Annotated in this window: 14 protein-coding genes; 8 read left to right on the top strand and 6 right to left on the bottom strand. The window is 65.0% G+C overall.

Features of this window, described 5'->3' with window-relative positions; translation table 11 throughout:
• Positions 1–151: 151 nt before the first annotated feature.
• The 7 genes from bamA to B6V72_RS01700 all read left to right on the top strand — a co-directional run bounded on the left by bamA (position 152) and on the right by B6V72_RS01700 (position 6,901).
• On the top strand, positions 152–2,404 hold the full coding sequence (gene bamA, locus B6V72_RS01670) for an outer membrane protein assembly factor BamA (RefSeq protein WP_088734356.1): 2,253 nt from the start codon (positions 152–154) through the stop codon (positions 2,402–2,404).
• Positions 2,405–2,413: 9 nt separating this feature from the next.
• Positions 2,414–3,292: an OmpH family outer membrane protein gene (locus B6V72_RS01675; protein ID WP_088734358.1), complete on the top strand. Its 879-nt coding sequence runs from the start codon at positions 2,414–2,416 to the stop codon at positions 3,290–3,292.
• 122 nt (positions 3,293–3,414) lie between these two features.
• Positions 3,415–3,876 carry a 3-hydroxyacyl-ACP dehydratase FabZ gene (gene fabZ, locus B6V72_RS01680; protein ID WP_075774887.1) on the top strand — a complete coding sequence of 154 codons (462 nt, stop codon included), beginning with the start codon at positions 3,415–3,417 and terminating at the stop codon, positions 3,874–3,876.
• A gap of 4 nt (positions 3,877–3,880) precedes the next feature.
• Positions 3,881–4,678 (top strand): acyl-ACP--UDP-N-acetylglucosamine O-acyltransferase, encoded by a 798-nt coding sequence (gene lpxA, locus B6V72_RS01685; RefSeq protein ID WP_088722817.1) that lies wholly within the window; start codon positions 3,881–3,883, stop codon positions 4,676–4,678.
• Entirely contained in the window at positions 4,675–5,490 is an 816-nt protein-coding gene (gene lpxI / locus B6V72_RS01690; RefSeq protein WP_088724344.1) for a UDP-2,3-diacylglucosamine diphosphatase LpxI, read from the top strand. The genes lpxA and lpxI overlap by 4 nt, the downstream gene beginning before the upstream one ends.
• Entirely contained in the window at positions 5,487–6,638 is a 1,152-nt protein-coding gene (lpxB, locus tag B6V72_RS01695; RefSeq protein ID WP_088734360.1) for a lipid-A-disaccharide synthase, read from the top strand. Before lpxI ends, lpxB begins: the two co-directional genes overlap by 4 nt.
• Positions 6,638–6,901 (top strand): hypothetical protein, encoded by a 264-nt coding sequence (locus B6V72_RS01700; RefSeq protein WP_088734362.1) that lies wholly within the window; start codon positions 6,638–6,640, stop codon positions 6,899–6,901. Before lpxB ends, B6V72_RS01700 begins: the two co-directional genes overlap by 1 nt.
• A gap of 21 nt (positions 6,902–6,922) precedes the next feature.
• Here B6V72_RS01700 and B6V72_RS01705 read toward each other — a convergent pair whose 3' ends face one another.
• The 4 genes from B6V72_RS01705 to B6V72_RS01720 form a co-directional block, all read right to left on the bottom strand.
• Positions 6,923–8,293, bottom strand: a complete 1,371-nt coding sequence (locus B6V72_RS01705; RefSeq protein WP_088734364.1) for an aspartate aminotransferase family protein — start codon at positions 8,291–8,293, stop codon at positions 6,923–6,925.
• 47 nt (positions 8,294–8,340) lie between these two features.
• Entirely contained in the window at positions 8,341–9,816 is a 1,476-nt protein-coding gene (locus B6V72_RS01710) for an NAD-dependent succinate-semialdehyde dehydrogenase (protein ID WP_088734366.1), read from the bottom strand.
• Between the two features lie 102 nt (positions 9,817–9,918).
• Positions 9,919–10,401, bottom strand: coding sequence for an Lrp/AsnC family transcriptional regulator (locus B6V72_RS01715; RefSeq protein WP_075775114.1), 483 nt, complete (start codon positions 10,399–10,401; stop codon positions 9,919–9,921).
• 68 nt (positions 10,402–10,469) lie between these two features.
• Entirely contained in the window at positions 10,470–11,948 is a 1,479-nt protein-coding gene (locus B6V72_RS01720; RefSeq protein WP_088734368.1) for an MFS transporter, read from the bottom strand.
• 502 nt (positions 11,949–12,450) lie between these two features.
• Between B6V72_RS01720 and B6V72_RS01725 the strand changes: the two genes are divergently transcribed.
• Positions 12,451–14,322, top strand: coding sequence for an alpha/beta fold hydrolase (locus tag B6V72_RS01725; RefSeq protein WP_088734370.1), 1,872 nt, complete (start codon positions 12,451–12,453; stop codon positions 14,320–14,322).
• Here B6V72_RS01725 and B6V72_RS01730 read toward each other — a convergent pair.
• Positions 14,319–15,893: a cisplatin damage response ATP-dependent DNA ligase gene (locus B6V72_RS01730; RefSeq protein WP_088734372.1), complete on the bottom strand. Its 1,575-nt coding sequence runs from the start codon at positions 15,891–15,893 to the stop codon at positions 14,319–14,321. The genes B6V72_RS01725 and B6V72_RS01730 overlap by 4 nt on opposite strands.
• A complete protein-coding gene (locus B6V72_RS01735; protein WP_088734374.1) occupies positions 15,890–16,891 on the bottom strand; it encodes a ligase-associated DNA damage response exonuclease in 1,002 nt (333 codons plus the stop codon). The genes B6V72_RS01730 and B6V72_RS01735 overlap by 4 nt, the downstream gene beginning before the upstream one ends.
• Positions 16,892–17,001: the final 110 nt, after the last annotated feature.

Raw genomic sequence — 17,001 nt, forward strand, 5'->3', positions numbered from 1 at the left:
ACATCGGTTACGCCCTTCGCTACCACCCTAACCAAAGGGAAAAGTGAACTTCCGGCGGGAGAGGGCGATGTCGATGAGCGTGCAAACTATGCTGAGACTCTGTGCGACGCGAAAGGCACTGCGGGCCAGCGTAGTATTTCCAGCAGTTGCAATGAGTTGCCTCGCGGTTCCCGTGATCGCTCAGGCGCAGCAATACAGCTTCTCGCAGGTGGTCATCACCGGTAACGAGCGCGTCGACGCGGCGACGATTCTGTCCTTCGCCAGAATCGCCCGCAATCAGCCCGTCACCGCCGCCGATCTGAACGCGGCTTACCAGCGCCTGACGAATTCCGGCCTGTTTGAAAACGTTGCGATCACGCCGCAGGGCAACACGCTCAAGATCGCCGTGACGGAATATCCGACGATCAGCGTGATCAATTTCGAAGGCAACAAGATCATCAAGGATGCGCAGCTCGCCGCGATCATTCAGGCGAAGCCGAACCGTGTCTACAATCCCGCCCAGATCGAAGCCGACGCCCAGCGTCTGGCGCGTGCCTATTCCGAGGATGGCCGCATGGCCGCGCGTGTCGTGCCGAAGGTCATTCGCCGCGACAACAATCGCGTCGACGTGGCCTTCGAGATCAAGGAAGGCAAAGTCACCTCGATCGAACGTGTGACTTTCACTGGCAACCGCTCCTTCTCGGATCGTCGTCTGCGTCAGGTTCTCGAGACGAAGCAGGCGGGGATTTTCCGCACCTTCGTGAAGAACGACACGTTCAACGCAAGCCGCATTCCGGTCGACCGTCAGAAACTGATCGAGTTCTACCAGGCGCGCGGCTACAAGAACGTGCAGGTCACCGGCGTGTCTTCGCAGATGTCGCGTCAGCGCGATGCGTTCTTCATGACCTTCAACATCATCGAAGGGCAGAAATACCACTTCAACGCGATCAACACGAGCTCCGAGATCGACGGGCTTGCGCCTGACGAGTTCGCGCCGCTCACCAAGATCCGCCAAGGTCAGACCTTCTCGCCAAAGGCGATCGAATTGGCCGTGACCCGGATGGAACAGCTTGCGATCAAGAAGGGCGTGCAATTTGTCCGCGTCGATCCCCGCATCACCGAAGACCCGCGCACGCAGTCGGTCAATGTCGATTTCGTTCTGGTCCGTGGCCCGCGCGTCTTCGTGCAGCGCATCGACATCGAAGGCAACACGGCGACGCTCGACCGGGTGATCCGGCGCGAATTCCGCACCGTCGAAGGCGACCCCTACAACCCGCGCGAGATCTCGAACGCGGCTGACCGGATCCGTGGCACCGGCTATTTCAAGTCGGTCGACGTGAACACCAAGCCGGGCAGCAACTCCGATCAGGTCGTGGTCGACGTGAACGTCGAGGAGCAACCCACCGGCTCGCTCGGTTTCGGCGCGTCCTATTCCAAGACCGACGGGATCGGCTTCAACGCCTCGCTGGAAGAGAAGAACTTCCTCGGCCGCGGGCAATATCTCGGCCTGTCGCTCGGAACGACCAAGGACAACAACAGCTCGAGCATCCGCTTCGTCGAGCCGGCTTTCCTCGGCCGTGACGTGGCGCTGAAATTCTCGGCGATCTATGCGACGTCCAGCTCGGCCACGAACACCAATTACGACACGCGCCGTATCAGCATCGAACCGGCGCTGGAATTCCCGGTCTCCGAGCGCGGCCGGCTGCAGGTGAGCTACAAGATCGGCGAAGACACGCTGAACAACGTGCCGACCGACTCCTCAGAAATCCTGCAGCGTGAAGAAACCAACCAGGGCTCGCAGCGGTACAGCGGCCCGGGTCTGCGCTACAGCTACGACACCTCGCGCGAACAGATCGACCCGCGTTTCACCTGGCGCTTCAACGTCGACCAGCAGTTCTGGGGCGTGGGCGGTGACGTGAAAGGTGGCCAGACCACCGCGAAGATCGTCGGCGAGCGCAAGATCTTCAACGAGGAAGCGACGCTGCGCGCCTCGCTCGAAGGTGGTGCGGTCGACGCCACGAGTGGTTCGACGATCCTGCAACGCTTCTCGGGTAGCCAGATCCGCGGCTTCGAGAGCTACGGTATCGGTCCGCGTGATCTCAATGCAGCGAACAGAGACGCGCTCGGCGGCAACTACTACTGGGTCGGCAAGGTCGAAGCGGAGTTCCCGATCGGTCTGCCCGAAGAGTACGGCATCACCGGCGGCGTGTTCTGGGATGTTGGTTCTGTCTGGGGGCTGGATGACACCAGCGGCACTGGCGGTAACGAGGTCGACGACTCGATGCATGTCCGTTCCGCGGTCGGCGTATCTCTGTTCTGGAAATCGGCGATCGGTCCGTTGCGTCTGAACTTCTCGCGCGCGATCAAGAAAGAAAGCTACGACAAGACGCAGAACTTCGATCTGTCTCTTTCCACGCAGTTCTAAGGGCGCGCGATGCGTCTGAGCCGTATCTCCGTCACCCTTATCGCAGCCGCGCTGGCCTTCGGGCCCGGCGCGGCTGTCGCGCAATCGGCAGGTCAGACTCCCGACGCGCAGGCCTTGGGGCCACGCGCACAACAGAGCGCGGTTCTGACCCTCGATTGGGAGAAGCTTTACGACAACTCGCTGTGGGGCAAGCGGGTGCAATCCGAGATTCAGGCCGCCTCAAGCGCGCTACGCAAGGAAAACGACCGGATCGCGAGTCAGCTCGAGGCGGAGGAGCGAAAGCTCACCGAGGAGAGGCTGACGATGCCTTCGGACGCGTTCCAGAAAGCCGCCGATGCGTTCGACAAGCGGGCAACCGATATTCGTCAGGCCCAGAAGGCCAAGGCCGATGCGATCCAGCGCCAGCTCAATCAGGAGCACCAGACCTTCGTCCAAACGGTGGTGCCGTTGCTCGACGAGGTACTGCGGGCGCGCGGTGCGGTCGTGGTGCTCGATTCCCGCGCGATCATCCGCGGGCTCGCGCAGGCCGACGTGACGCAGGAACTCGGCGCGCGGGTCGATAAGGAAATCGGCGACGGGGCCGGGCGCGTGACGCCTCTGGTCCCGCCCGCCTCCAATGACAGCGCGGGTGCGGCGACCGATACGCCCGCGCCTTCGAGTCAGGCGGCGCCTTCCCAGCCCGCTCCGGATCAACCTGCGAATGGCGCGACGACGGATTCGAGTGGCGAGGCAGGCGTTTTCGTGGACACGACGCCGAACACGAAGCCCAAGGGCAACGGCAATTCCACGCTGGACGGGGCGACCCGCGATGCGCCCGGATTGCCGCTCGGTCTGCCGGTGGTAGATGGTACTCAGGCCACTCCGACGGACACCAAGCCGGGGCAATAGCAGGCGCGCGCTGCTTGCCAAGCGAGGCCGCGATTGCTAGCAACAAGCCAAAAGCGACGATTGCGTGATGCGGCGCCCTAATGCGGCCGCAGGCGCAATTTGCCCGAGAACGAGGACAGCTCATGACCGAACCCGCCCCCTATACCGAAGCCGATCTGTCGCTCATCAAGCGCATCATTCCGCATCGTTATCCGTTCCTGCTTATCGACAAGGTGCGTGACATCGTTCCGAACAAGGGCGCGGTCGGAATCAAGAACGTCACCGCGAACGAGCCGCATTTCCAGGGCCACTTCCCGGAAGAGCCGATCATGCCCGGTGTCACCATCGTCGAGGCGATGGCGCAGACCTCGGCGGTCGTCGTGGGGATTTCGCTCGACGTGATCGACAAGCCGCTGCTGACCTATTTCATGGGTATCGACAAGTGCAAGTTCCGTCGCAAGGTGGTTCCGGGCGACGTGCTGGAGCTGCACGTCTCCGTGAAGCGTGGCGGCGGCAAGATCTGGAAATTCGAGGGCCGGGGTACGGTGAATGGCGAACTGGCCGCCGAAGCCGAGTTCACCGCGATGATGGACCTTCAGGGCTGAATGCATGAGCATTGACCCAAGCGCGCAGATTCACGCCTCCGCGGTGGTCGAGCCCGGGGCGGTGATCGGTCCGGACTGCCGGATCGGTCCGTTCTGCGTGGTCGGGCCCGAGGTCGTGCTCGGCCGCGGCGTGTCGTTGCAAAGCCATGTCGTCGTGCAAGGCGCGACCGAGATCGGCGACGAGACGGAGGTGTTTCCTTTCGCCTCGCTCGGGCAGATCCCGCAGGATCTGAAATTCAACGGCGAGAAGACGCGGCTGAAGATCGGCAAGCGCAACCGCATCCGCGAATACGTGACGATGAATACCGGCACGGAGGGCGGCGGCGGGCTGACCGAGATCGGCGATGACGGGCTCTTCATGTCGTCGTGCCACGTCGCGCATGACTGCAAGCTGGGCGATCGGGTCATTCTGGTGAATTCGGTCGCGGTGGCGGGGCATTGCGTGCTGGGCGATGACGTGATCGTCGGGGGCCTCTCGGGCGTGCACCAGTTCGTCCGCATCGGGCGCGGCGCAATCATCGGCGCGCTGTCGATGGTGACGGCGGATGTTATTCCGCACGCGCTGGTCGCAGGGCCCCGCGCCGGGCTCGAAGGGCTGAACCTCGTGGGCCTGAAGCGTCGTGGAACCCCGCGCGAGGAAATCTCGGCATTGCGCAAGACCGTCGAGGCGCTCGGTCAGGGCAGCTTCCGCGAAAGCGCGCGAACCCTGTCCGATGAGGGTGTCGAGGGCGAATTGGCGCGCGAAGTGCTCGACTTCATCCTCGGCCCGTCCGAGCGCAGCTTCCTGACGCCCGGCAAATGAGCGGGGGCAAGCATACCGCGCTGATCGCCGGCTCTGGCCGTCTGCCCGCGATCGTGCAAGAGGCCGTGCCGGACATCCTCGTTTGCGAGATGATCGGCGCGCCCTGCGATCTGGATGGCGATCACCTGCGATTCCGGATCGAGCGGCTGGTGCCGTTTCTCGACGAACTGGCCGATCGCGGGATCGAGCGAGTGGTGTTCGCCGGCGCGATGCAGCGACCGGCGATCGACCCCGAGCAGTTCGATCCGCGCTCGGCGCAACTGGTGCCGCGTCTCGCCATGGCGATGCAGGCGGGCGACGATGCGACGTTGCGGGCGGTGATCGAGGTCTTCGAGGAGTTCGATCTGGAGGTCGTCGGCGCGCATGAAATAGTGCCGGCATTGCTGCCCGAGGCGGGGGTGCTGTGCGGCAAACCGTCCGCCGTGGACGAAGACGACGCCGAGCGTGGCGCCGAAATCGTGGCCGCGCTTGGGGCTTCGGATATCGGTCAAGGGGCGGTCGTTGGGCGCGGGCTTTGCCTTGCCGTCGAGACACTGCCGGGCACCGATGCAATGCTTGATTTCGTGCGTCACCACAAAGGCTTGCGCGGCGATCTTAAGGCGGTGAAAGGGGTCTTCTACAAGGCGCCGAAACCCGATCAGGACCGTCGCGCCGATCTGCCCGCCATTGGCGTTGAGACGGTGAAGAACGCCGCTGCTGCTGGCCTGTCCGGCATCGCCTTCGAGGCGGGCGGCGTGATGCTTCTCGACCGCGACGCGGTCATCGAGGCCGCCGAGGAAGCGGGCCTCTTTCTCTGGGCGCGGGCGTCATGAGGCTCTACGTCATCGCGGGCGAGGCTTCGGGCGACAAGCTCGGCGGCGCCCTGATGGCGGGGATTAACGAGCTTGCGCCGCAGGTCGAATGGTCCGGCATTGGCGGCGAGGAAATGGGCGCGCAGGGCCTGACCAGCCTCTTCCCGATGGAAGAGCTTTCGGTCATGGGGCTGATGGAAGTCCTGCCGAAATACCGCCATCTGAAACGTCGCATCGCCGAGACCGCGGATCATGTGATCGATAGCGGCGCCGAAGCGCTGATCACCATCGACAGTCCCGATTTCTGCCTTCGCGTCGCGCGGCTGGTGAAGGAAAAAAGCTCTGATCTCAAGGTGATCCACTATGTGGCGCCTTCGGTCTGGGCGTGGCGTCCGGGGCGTGCGCAGAAGATGGCGCGGGTGGTCGATCACGTGCTCGCGCTGCTGCCTTTCGAGCCGCCCTATATGGAAGCCGCCGGGATGAGTTGCGATTTCGTGGGCCATCCCGTCGTCGCCGAACCGCGTGCGACCGGTGCGGACGCGGCGGCCTTCCGCGAGACCCATATGATCGGCGAGGATCAACCGCTGGCGCTGTGTCTGCCGGGCTCGCGGCGCGGCGAGGTAAAGCGGCTCGGGGCACGGTTCGACGAGGCGCTGATGCAGCTGCGCGACCGCGAGCCGGGGCTGCGCGTCGTGCTGCCGACGGTGCGGGGCGTGGCGCCGATGGTGCGCGAGATGACGGCGCGCTGGCCGGTCGCGCCGATCGTGGTCGAGAATGCCGATGACAAGCGCGCGGCTTTCGCCGCCGCCGATATCGCTCTGGCGGCCTCGGGGACCGTCAGCCTGGAGCTGGCGGCGAACCGGGTGCCGATGGTCATCGCCTATGACGCGAATTTCCTGACTTGGCATATTATCTCGCGGATGCTCAAGATCGACACTGTGACGCTGGTCAATCTGGTCTCGGACACGCGGGTGATCCCGGAATTCCTCGGCCCCGAATGCAAGCCGCGCGAGATTTCGGCGAAGATGCTGGAGTTGCTGGAAGAAGACGCGGCGCGTGACGAGCAGATGGCCGCGATGGAAGAGGTGATGCGCCGTTTGGGCGAGGGCGGCGAACCGCCCGGCCTTCGTGCGGCGCGTTCGGTTCTGGAGTTTCTCGGGAGGGCGTGATGCGCGTCTTTTTGGTGATGACGCTGACATTTTGGGCGGGAAGCGCTTTGGCCGAACCCGATCCGGCGCAGCTTTTCACGCAATCCTGTGCGCGCTGTCATCGCGATGCGGAGCGATTGATGGCACGGCTCGGCTGGGCGCTCGGTTCGAAGACGCCGGAGGAGCGGCGCGAATGGCTCGACGATTTCATCGTCTCGCATCATTCGCCCGATCCCGACAGCCGCGCGGCGATTGCCGCATGGCTGGCAGAGCTCGCCTCGTAAGACGCCCCCTGCCGAGGGGCCTTAGCCCAGCACCGATTTCACGGCATCGGCGGTGACTTCGATGATCTTGTCGGCCTCTGCCTCGGTCAGGCACAGCGGCGGGGCGAGGCCAAGGATGTCGCCCTGCGGCATCGCACGCCCGATCACGCCACGCTCGACCATCGCGCCTGCGATCTTCGCGCCGATCTTGTCGGAGGCGTCGAAGAAGGTGCGGTTGTCGCGATCCGAGACGAATTCCACCGCGCAGAGCATCCCTTCGCCGCGGATATCGCCGACATTCGCGTGCTCGCCGATGGCGGCGCGCATCTGGTCATTGAGGTATTTGCCGACTTTGCCCGCATTCTCGACCAGACCCAGCTTGTCGATCAGTTCGAGGTTCGCGACACCGGCCGCCGCCCCGATCGGGTGTGCCGAATAGGTCCAGCCGTGTCCGATCGGGCCGTTCTCGTCGGTGCCTTGCTCGAGCACTTTCCAGACCTTGTCGCTCACGATCGTGCCGGAGAGCGGCGCATAGGCCGAGGTCAGACCCTTGGCGATGGTGATCAGGTCGGGCTTCATGCCGTAGTGATCCGAGCCGAACATGCTCCCCAGACGTCCGAAGCCGGTCACGACCTCGTCTGCGATAAGCAGGATGTCGTATTTGTTCAGCACTTTCTGGATCGCCTCCCAGTAGCCTTTCGGCGGGGGCACGATGCCGCCCGTGCCCAGAACCGGCTCACCGATGAAGGCGGCGATGGTGTCGGCGCCTTCGCGTTCGATCAGCTGCTCCAGCTCCGTGGCGCAATAGGCGGTGAAGGCCTCTTCCGACATCGCCTCATCGGGGCGGCGGAAGTAATAGGGCGCCTCGGTGTGGACCACCTGGCTCAGCGGCAGGTCGAACTTCTTGTGGAACAGCTCCAGCCCCGTGAGCGAGCCGGTCATCAGCCCCGAGCCGTGATAGCCGCGCCAGCGCGAGATGATCTTCTTCTTCTCGGGGCGGTTCAGGATGTTGTTGTAATACCAGACCAGCTTGATGTTGGTCTCGTTCGCATCCGAGCCCGACAGGCCGAAATAGACCTTCGACATGTGATCGGGCGCACGGTCGAGGACCATATGCGCCAGCGTGATCGAGGCTTCCGTGCCGTGGCCGACATAGGCGTGGTAATAGGCCAGTTCCTTCGCCTGCTCTGCGATGGCCTCGGAGATTTCGGTGCGCCCGTAGCCCGCGTTCACGCAATAGAGGCCTGCGAAGGCATCGAGCAGCTTGTTGCCGTCGCGATCCTCGATGAAGACGCCCTTGCCGCCGGTGACGATGCGGTTGGGGGACTCGCCGCGTGCGTGCTGGGCGAGATGGGTCGAGGGGTGGAAGAAGCTTTCGCGATCCCACTTGTCGAGTTGGTCATTGGTCAGCAATTTTCTCTCCTTCTTCTTGTCTTGGGGCGTCCGGGCGGGCGGGGCGATCAGCCCCAGTCGCGGCAGACGTATTTGATTTCCATGAACTCCTCCATTCCGCGGCGCGAGCCTTCGCGGCCGAGGCCGGACTGCTTCATGCCGCCGAACGGGATCGGCGCGCCGGTGACCTTGGTGCGGTTGACCGCGACCATGCCGAATTGCAGCGCGCGGGTGGCGCGGTAGATGCGTTTCGGGTTCTGGCTATGGACGTAAGCCACGAGCCCGTATTCGGTAGCGTTGGCGCGATCGAATACCTCTTCCTCGGTGTCGAAGACGGTGATCGGAGCGACCGGGCCGAAGGTTTCCTCCTGCATGATCTTCGCGCTGTCGGGCACATCCGTGAGAACGGTCGGCGCGAAGAACAGCGGGCCGCGGTCGAGCCGCTTGCCACCGCAGGCCAGTTTCGCGCCCTTGGCCAGCGCGTCGGCGACATGCTCTTCCTGCTTGGCGACGGCCTTTTCGTTCATCAGCGGTCCGATATCGGGGTCGTCCATGCCGATGCCCACGCTCAGCGCCTGTGTGGCCTCGGTGAACCGACGGCAGAATTCTTCATAGACGGGGCGCTCGACATAGATGCGGTTCGCGCCGAGGCAGTCCTGACCGGAGGTTGCGAATTTCGCCTTGATGACCTCTTCCACTGCCCGGTCCAGATCGGCACCCTTGAAGACGATGACCGGGGCGTGGCCGCCCAGTTCGAGGACCAGTCGCTTCACCGTCTGAGCCGATTGGCGATAGAGCAGGCGGCCTACTTCGGTCGAGCCGGTGAAGGACAGCGCGCGAACACGAGTGTCTTCTCCCCAAGGCTCGACGATCTCGGCGGCGTGGCCGGTAAGCACGTTGAACACGCCTGCGGGAAGTCCTGCGCGTTCGGCCAGCTCCGCCAGCGCCAGCGCGGAATAGGGCGTCTCGTGAGAGGGATGCGCGACCACGGTGCAGCCTGCGGCGATGGCGGCGGCGGCCTTGCGGGTGAGCATCGCGGCGGGGAAGTTCCAAGGCGTGACGAGGCCCACGACGCCCACCGGTTCGAGCCACAGCTCCACCTCTGCGTCAAGCAGATGCGAGGTGACGCCCTCGATATTCGGGCGCTTGGCCTCTTCGGCGTAATATTCGATGAAGCTCGCCGCGTAGTCGATCTCGCCCATGGCTTCGCTCAGCGGTTTGCCCTGTTCGAGCACCATGATCCGCGCGAGGTCATCCTTGGCCTCGATGATCAGATCGAACCAGCGGCGCATAATCGCGGAGCGCTCCTGCGGGAGCGTCGTCGACCAATCGAGAAACGCGCGCTGTGCGGCATCGACGGCTTCTAGCGACTGGCTGCGGCTGAGTGCGGTGATGTCGCCCAGCCGTTCCGAGTTGGCGGGGTTGGTGACGGGGATCACCTCGCCCGTCTCGCCCGCGACCCAGCGACCGTTCACATAGGCAAAGCTGCGCAGAAGGCGCTTGTCGGCGATATCGGGACGGGCGGAAATGGCGGTATCGAGCATGAGAGACCTCCTTGGTTGAGATCACTCTGCGCCCGTTTTGACAGGGTAATAGTCCGAATGGGCTGCGCGGGCCCCGCATTTGGGCTGAAATACCGCCGACCGTCAGTCCATTTGGTCTGCGAAGAGGTCGAAGGGCGGCATGGCGGCGTTCTTCACCTCCTTCGTGACGATATAGGTGAAGTAGCGCGCGATCCCGATCCGCGCGTCCAGCATCGAGTCGATCAGCCGCTGATAGGCGTCGATGTCGCGGGTCACGATCTGCATCAGGTAGTCGAAGCCGCCGCCCAGAGCCCAGCAGCCCACGACCTCAGGGTGCTGATCGAGCGACCGCTCGAAGGTCTGGAAACTGGCGGCGGTGTGATCGGCCAGTTCGGCGGCCACGAACAGCGTCACATGCGGCCCGAGCTTCTTGAGGTTGAAGGTCGCGCGATAGCCAGCGATGAGGCCCGCCTTCTCCAGCTTTTTCAGCCGGTCCCATGCGGGCGTCGGCGAGAGGTTGATCTTCTCGGCCAGCGCCGCCTTGGTGATGCGGCCCTCGCGTGCCAGCACGCGCAGAATTTCGATATCGCGGGGGTCGAGCTTGATCATGGCGCCACGCTACACCGGCTCAACGCCTTGTGCATCCCCGATTTTCCGGCTGCTCTCTTGGAGGCTCACTCGGCCGCTTCGCGCGCCTCCTTGGACTGCGGAGCGTGGAAGCGTTCGCGCGAGGAGCCGTAGGGCTCTACCGTCCGGCGCTTGCGACGCAGCCCGTCGGCGTCGCCCCGGCGCAAGCGCATGAAATAAAGCGCCGAGAGCGGCCCCGTCGCACCTGCGATGGCAAATCCCCAGAGGAAAGCGTGGATCGGGATCATCTCGGCCCCGGTGGTGGTTGCGGCCGCCCCGGCGGTCAGTTCCAGCACCACGCCCGCCAGCGCGATGCCAAGCGCGAGCGAGACCTGACGGCTCATCGCGGTGAAGGCGGTGGCGGGGCTCATCTCGCGCAGGTCGAGATCGGCAAACCCGATGGAGTTGATCGCGGTGAAGACCACCGATTGCGCGGCGCCACCGATCAGCAGAAGCGGGATCAACTGCCAGTCATGGATGGTGGTCACGGTGAGGAAGCCGAAGATCGTGGCGCCCCGTATGACGGCGGCCCAGATCATCACCCATTTGAAGCCGAACCGATCGAGGATGCGCGGCACGAATGTCCGCAGGCTGACCGCGCCCACCGCGTTCAGACCCGTCAGTGCACCGGAAACCATCACGGAAGCGCCGAGCCCCAGCTGGAAGAACAGCGGCAGCAGAAGCGAGATCGCCCCGTTCGACAGCCGGAATATCAGCCCGCCGGTGATCGAAACGTCGAACGTCCTGTGCCGGAACAGCCGCAGATCGAGAAGCGGCTCGGACGTATTGCGCGCGCGCAGCCAGTAGAGGACCAGCAGGGCCACGCCCGCGACGTTGAGGGCGACTGCGGCCTGCCACGGCAGGATATGCTCGCCCAACGCGGAAAACCCTGTCATCACGGAGGCCAGACCTACGGCAGAGAGCACGAAGCCCGGAAAATCGAATGGTTTCGGCTCGGGCGGGCCGTCGGCGGGCATGTGGCGCAGCGTCAGCCAGATCGCCAGCGCGCCCAGTGGCAGGTTCATCAGGAAGATCGAGCGCCAGCCAAGGAAGGTCGTCACCGTCGCGCCGACGAAGGGGCCCAGCGCCGGGCCGATCAGCGCGGGCAGGGTGACATAGACCATCGCGCGGGTCATCTCCTCCTTGGAGGTGTGGCGCAGCACGATGAGCCGGCCCACCGGGCTCATCATTGCGGCCCCGATGCCCTGCAGCGCGCGGGCCAGCACGAGCCCTGTCACGCTCGTCTGGATCGCACAGAGGAGCGAGGCCACGAGAAACACACCCATCGCGGCCAGAAACGTTCGTCGTGCGCCGATCCGATCCGCGATCCAGCCGGAAATCGGCACGAAGGCCGCGAGCGCGATCAGGTAGGTCGCCATCGCCATCTTGAGCGACAGCACCGGCACCGAGAGGTCCCGCGCGATCACCGGGATCGCGGTGGCCAGCACGGTCGCGTCGATCAGCTCCATCAGGAGCGACAGCGCCACCGTCAGCGGAATGATATTTTCGCGAAGCCTGCTCAGCATGACCGGGCATAGCTAGCACTTTGCCGCGCGGTGTCACCCCGCCGGGCGCGCGCAGAGCGCCGTGCTTTATCGCGCAGGTGAGATCGGCAAAGAAAAACCCCGCCCGAGAACGGGCGGGGAGTTGGGAGTGATGGGGCCTGCTTCCGGGCAGGAGAGACGAGAGAACCCGGAAGCAGGTCGTCGCGGAAACCCGGGCAGGGAGGGGGAGAGAGAGAAACCCGGCCTTTCCGAATGTCGCGAGGCATCTGCGCTCGACGGCGATGTCCGGGGGTGGCGTATCCCGGCCTGCCATCTTGCCTATGCCCTTGCGTCTCGAGATGTGCAGGGAGAACCGATGCAGCAATGCCGCAGTTCCGATATTTCATTTGCCTCCCGTTCATGTGAGATCGCGCCGGTTTTCCGTGAGGTGCCGCGGGCGCGTCCTCCCTTGCGTCAGGTCAAACCAATGTCATGCTTTCTGCGCTAGGTTTGGCGTGGAATCGCACAGGCAGGAGACAGCGGGATGAAGGATCTGGCCGGGGACAAGATGCCGCCGCGCAAGGGGACGTCACGCAAGGTGTCGCCGCGCAAGGGCGCGACGGCGGGCGCGGGATCGGCCAATGTGGTGAGCAAGCTCGCGGGCGCCGATCAGCCCCGTACCGAGGAACACAGCGCGGCGCTGGCCTCCTTCGAGGCGCTCGACCGTCTCTCTCACGCGTTGATGGGCCGGGCCGAGGGCGGGCTGTCTCCGATCTCGCTGAGCCTCGCCTGGGCCGATTGGGCGACGCATCTGGCCCTCAGCCCCGGCAAACAGGCCGAGCTTGGCTGGAAGGCCGGGCGCAAATGGATGCACCTGTTGCGCGCAATGGCGCCGCACAGCAGCGACGATGTCGAGGCGCAGCCGCTCGAACCGCTGCCGCAGGACCGCCGTTTCTCCGCGCCCGACTGGCAGCAGTTTCCGTACGCCCTCTACGCGCAGAGTTTCCTGCATGCCCAGCAATGGTGGCACAACGCCACGACGGACGTGCGCGGGGTCGAGGCCCGGCACGAACAGATGATGCAGTTCTACGCGCGCCAATGGCTCGACATGGTGGCGCCCACGAATTTCATCGCGACCAATCCGCGAGTGATCGAGCGGACGTTGAAGGAAGGCGGGGTGAACCTCCTGCGCGGGGCGCGCTATTGGGGCGAGGATGCGTTCAAGGCGCTCACCGGCGATACCAAGCCGGAACCCACGCTGATCCCGGGGACCGATGTGGCGCTGACGCCGGGCAAGGTGGTGCTGCGCAACGATCTGATCGAGCTGCTGCAATACGAACCGCGCACCGAGAAGGTCCATTCGGTGCCGCTGCTGATCGTGCCGGCCTGGATCATGAAATATTACATCCTCGATCTGGAGGAGACGAATTCGCTGATCCGCTGGCTCGTGGGGCAAGGCTTTACCGTTTTCGCGATCTCTTGGAAAAATCCCGACGAGGGCGACCGCGATCTGGGCTTCGACGACTACCGCGAGAAGGGCGTGATGACGGCGCTCGATGCGGTCTGCGCGATCACGGGTGCGGAGAAGGTTCACGGGCTGGGCTATTGCCTCGGCGGGACGCTCCTGTCGGTCGCGGCGGCGGCGATGGCGCGCGATGGCGACGAGCGGCTGGCCTCGCTGACGATGCTGGCTGCGCAGGTCGATTTCACCGAGGCCGGGGAGCTGAGCCTGTTCACCAATGAAGACCAGCTGAGCCTTATCGAAGATATGATGTGGGAGGAGGGCTATCTCGACAAGACCGCGATGGCGGGCACTTTCACCATGCTCAAGTCGAAGGATCTGATCTGGTCGCAGGCGGTTCATACCTACCTGATGGGCGAGCGCGAGACGGACAGCGCGCTGGCCTCGTGGAGCCACGACGCGACGCGGATGCCCTACCGGATGCATTCGCAATATCTGCGCCGGCTGTTTCTCGACAACGATCTGGCAGAGGGACGCATGGATACGCGCGGCGTGCCGGTCTTCCTGCAGGATATCGAGACGCCGGTCTTCGCCGTCGCGACCGAGGCTGATCACATCGCGCCGTGGCACTCGGTCTTCAAGCTGACATGGTCTCTGCCGGGAGCGGTGAATTTCGCGCTGGTCTCGGGCGGGCACAATACCGGGATCGTGCGTCCGCCGGGCGCGCCGCGGGCGCATTACCGCCTGATGGAGCATCGCCCCGGCATGCCGCATCCCTCCGCCGTGGACTGGGCCTCGGAATGTGCGCCCCGCGAAGGGTCGTGGTGGGAGCCTTGGGCGAAATGGCTGCGCAAGACCGGGGACGGGTCCGAGATCGCGCCGCCCGCGATGGGCAAGGGGCGCAAATACCGCGCGCTCTGCGATGCGCCGGGGGCGTACGTGATGACCCGCTAGGGCTGCTCGACCTCGGGCAGCATCGCGCGCAGCGTCTCGATCCGGTCGGCCTCACCTGGGGGTTTGTCCCAGCGGATTCGCGAGATGCGCGGGAAGCGCATCGCGACGCCGGATTTATGTCGGGTGGAGCGGTTGAGCCCCTCGAAGGCGACCTCCACCACCAGATCGGGCGACAGGGACCGCACCGGGCCAAAGCGTTCCACCGTGTGATTGCGCACGAAACGGTCGAGCTTGCGCAGTTCCTCATCGGTAAAGCCGGAATAGGCCTTGCCCACGGGCACGAGATGCTCTCCCTCCCAGACGCCGAAGGTGAAATCGGAATAGAAGCCCGAGCGTTTGCCATGCCCGCGTTGCGCATAGAGGATCACTGCGTCGATGATCCGCGGGTCGCGCTTCCACTTGAACCACGGCCCCTTGGGGCGGCCCGCCATGTAGGGCGTATCGCGACGTTTCAGCATCACGCCCTCGATCACCACCTCGGGCGGCGCTTCGCGTAACTCGGCGAGATCCTCCCAAGTGTCGAAGGGCAGCAGTTCCGAGACGTCGAAGCGCTCGGGGTTGAGGTCAGCAACAAACGCTTCCAGCCGGGTGCGGCGGGCCTCGAAGGGCAGGGGGCGCAGATCTTCCTCGCCCGCGATCAGGATATCGTAGAGCCGCAGTGCCGCCGGGTGGGAGGCGAGCATCGCCTTGCCCGGAGACTTCCGCCCCAGCCGCTTCTGCAGATCGCCGAATGGCGCCACCTGATCGCCGCGCCGTACGATCAACTCGCCATCGAGCGCGCCGTCGAATGCCATATGCGCGACTACATCAGGAAAGGCCCCCGAAATATCCTCGCCGGTGCGCGAATAAAGCCGCCTCTCGCCGCCCTCGGCCACGGCCTGCACGCGGATGCCGTCCCATTTCCACTCGGCGGCGAAGTCGTCGGGCGTCAAATCGGTGAGCGCGTCGAGATCGGTCGGCGTCGACAGCATCACCGGCCGGAACGGCGCGAAGCCCGCGCGCTCGGGCTTTTCGCCGCCCTCGATCCAGTCGAAAAGCGGCTGATAGGGCGGCGATAGCCCGTGCCAGATTTCCTCGATCTCCTCAAGTTCGGGCGTGCCGAGCGAGGCCAGAGCCACCCGGGCAAGCCGCGCCGAGACGCCCACGCGCAGCCCCCCGGTCGCGAGTTTCAAGAGCGCATAGCGTTCCGAGGGCTCGAGCCGGTCCAGCCACCCGGCGATCAGCGGCCCGACGCGGGTCTTGGGCGTGTCCTGCAGGGTCTCGACGATCTCCACCAGATCGAGGTCCTGGGGCGTGTCTTCCTGCGGCCAGATGAGTGCGATCGTCTCCGCCAGATCGCCTACGTAGTCATAGGACAGCGCGAACAGCTCGGGATCGACCCGTTCGCCCACCATCGCGCGCAGGACCGCAGGTTGCGCGCGGCCCAGTTCCAGTTCTCCGGTGAGCGCCGCAAGCGCATAGCCGCGCTCGGGGTCGGGCGCGTGGCGCAGGTAATCGGCCAGCGCGTCGATCTTGGCGTTGCGCCCCGGCGTGAAGGCGAGACGTTCGAGAAGGACCGCGAAGGCTTTCATTCTGGCTCCTCCTCGTAGCCCACAAGATGGAGCGGACGGGCCACGCGCCCCTCCAGTTCCGCCCAGCGCATCAGCGCCTCCTCGCGGCCATGGGTGATCCACAGCTCGGACGGGTCGATCTCGCGCACCGTGCGCGTAAGGTCCACCCAGTCGATATGGTCCGAGATCACCAGCGGCAGCTCGACCCCGCGCTGGCGGGCGCGGGCGCGGATTTGCATCCAGCCCGAGGCGAAAGAGATCACCGGGTCGGCGAAGCGCTGCACCCAAGGCGAAGAAAAGGCCGAGGGCGGCGCGATCACCAGCGCCTCGCGCAGCTCCCGCGCCTCTGCCTTGTCCATCGTGGCGGGGCGCAGATCGCCCAAGGGGATGCCCTGCTCCAGGTGGTAGTCGCAGAGCCGCTGCAGCGCGCCGTGGATGTAGATCGGCGCGTCATAGCCCGCCTCGCGCGCGAGCATGATGACGCGCTGCGCCTTGCCCAGCGCATAGGCACCCACCAGATGCGGTCGCTCGGGGGCTGCGCGCATCGAGGCCATCAGCTTCGCCATCTCTTCGGCAGGATCGGGATGCTTGAAGACCGGCAGCGCGAAGGTGGCCTCGGTGATGAACGTGTCGCATGGCACCGGCTCGAAAGGCGCGCAGGACGGGTTCGCGACGCGCGCGTAATCGCCCGAGGCCACGAGGCGCTGCCCCTTATGCGTGATCGCGATCTGCGCCGAGCCGAGCACATGCCCCGCCGGATGAAAGCTGACATCCACGCCCCCCACCGAGAGCGGCCCCTCGTAAGCCTGCCGCTGTCCTGCGAAATCCTCGCCATAGCGGATCGCCATGATCTCCAGCGTCTGGCGCGTGGCCAGTACATGCCCGTGGCCTGCGCGCGCGTGATCGGCGTGGCCATGCGTGATCAGCGCACGCGCCACGGGACGACTCGGGTCGATGTAGAAATTGCCGCTCGGGCAATAGAGCCCCTCGGGGCGCGGGATCAGAAGCGGCTCGGCCATCGGTCTTTCACTTACGGTAACGCTCGAAATGCATACGCGAGGGCGCGCGCCCGGCCCAAATTTTCGGCAATCGCCCTAGGGCAAGCTTTTCGCGCGACGATTGTTCCAAA

It is taken from the genome of Thioclava sp. F34-6 (assembly GCF_002213235.1).
GTDB classification, from domain to species: Bacteria; Pseudomonadota; Alphaproteobacteria; order Rhodobacterales; family Rhodobacteraceae; genus Thioclava; species Thioclava nitratireducens.

Excerpts from the sequence above, each read along its gene's own strand:
- fabZ (WP_075774887.1), top strand. The coding sequence starts at position 3,415 with ATGACCGAACCCGCCCCCTATACCGAAGCCGATCTGTCGCTCATCAAG.
- lpxB (WP_088734360.1), top strand. The coding sequence starts at position 5,487 with ATGAGGCTCTACGTCATCGCGGGCGAGGCTTCGGGCGACAAGCTCGGC.
- lpxA (WP_088722817.1), top strand. The coding sequence starts at position 3,881 with ATGAGCATTGACCCAAGCGCGCAGATTCACGCCTCCGCGGTGGTCGAG.
- lpxI (WP_088724344.1), top strand. The coding sequence starts at position 4,675 with ATGAGCGGGGGCAAGCATACCGCGCTGATCGCCGGCTCTGGCCGTCTG.
- B6V72_RS01675 (WP_088734358.1), top strand. The coding sequence starts at position 2,414 with ATGCGTCTGAGCCGTATCTCCGTCACCCTTATCGCAGCCGCGCTGGCC.
- B6V72_RS01710 (WP_088734366.1), bottom strand. The coding sequence starts at position 9,816 with ATGCTCGATACCGCCATTTCCGCCCGTCCCGATATCGCCGACAAGCGC.
- B6V72_RS01730 (WP_088734372.1), bottom strand. The coding sequence starts at position 15,893 with ATGAAAGCCTTCGCGGTCCTTCTCGAACGTCTCGCCTTCACGCCGGGG.
- B6V72_RS01735 (WP_088734374.1), bottom strand. The coding sequence starts at position 16,891 with ATGGCCGAGCCGCTTCTGATCCCGCGCCCCGAGGGGCTCTATTGCCCG.
- B6V72_RS01720 (WP_088734368.1), bottom strand. The coding sequence starts at position 11,948 with ATGCTGAGCAGGCTTCGCGAAAATATCATTCCGCTGACGGTGGCGCTG.
- B6V72_RS01700 (WP_088734362.1), top strand. The coding sequence starts at position 6,638 with ATGCGCGTCTTTTTGGTGATGACGCTGACATTTTGGGCGGGAAGCGCT.
- bamA (WP_088734356.1), top strand. The coding sequence starts at position 152 with ATGAGTTGCCTCGCGGTTCCCGTGATCGCTCAGGCGCAGCAATACAGC.
- B6V72_RS01725 (WP_088734370.1), top strand. The coding sequence starts at position 12,451 with ATGAAGGATCTGGCCGGGGACAAGATGCCGCCGCGCAAGGGGACGTCA.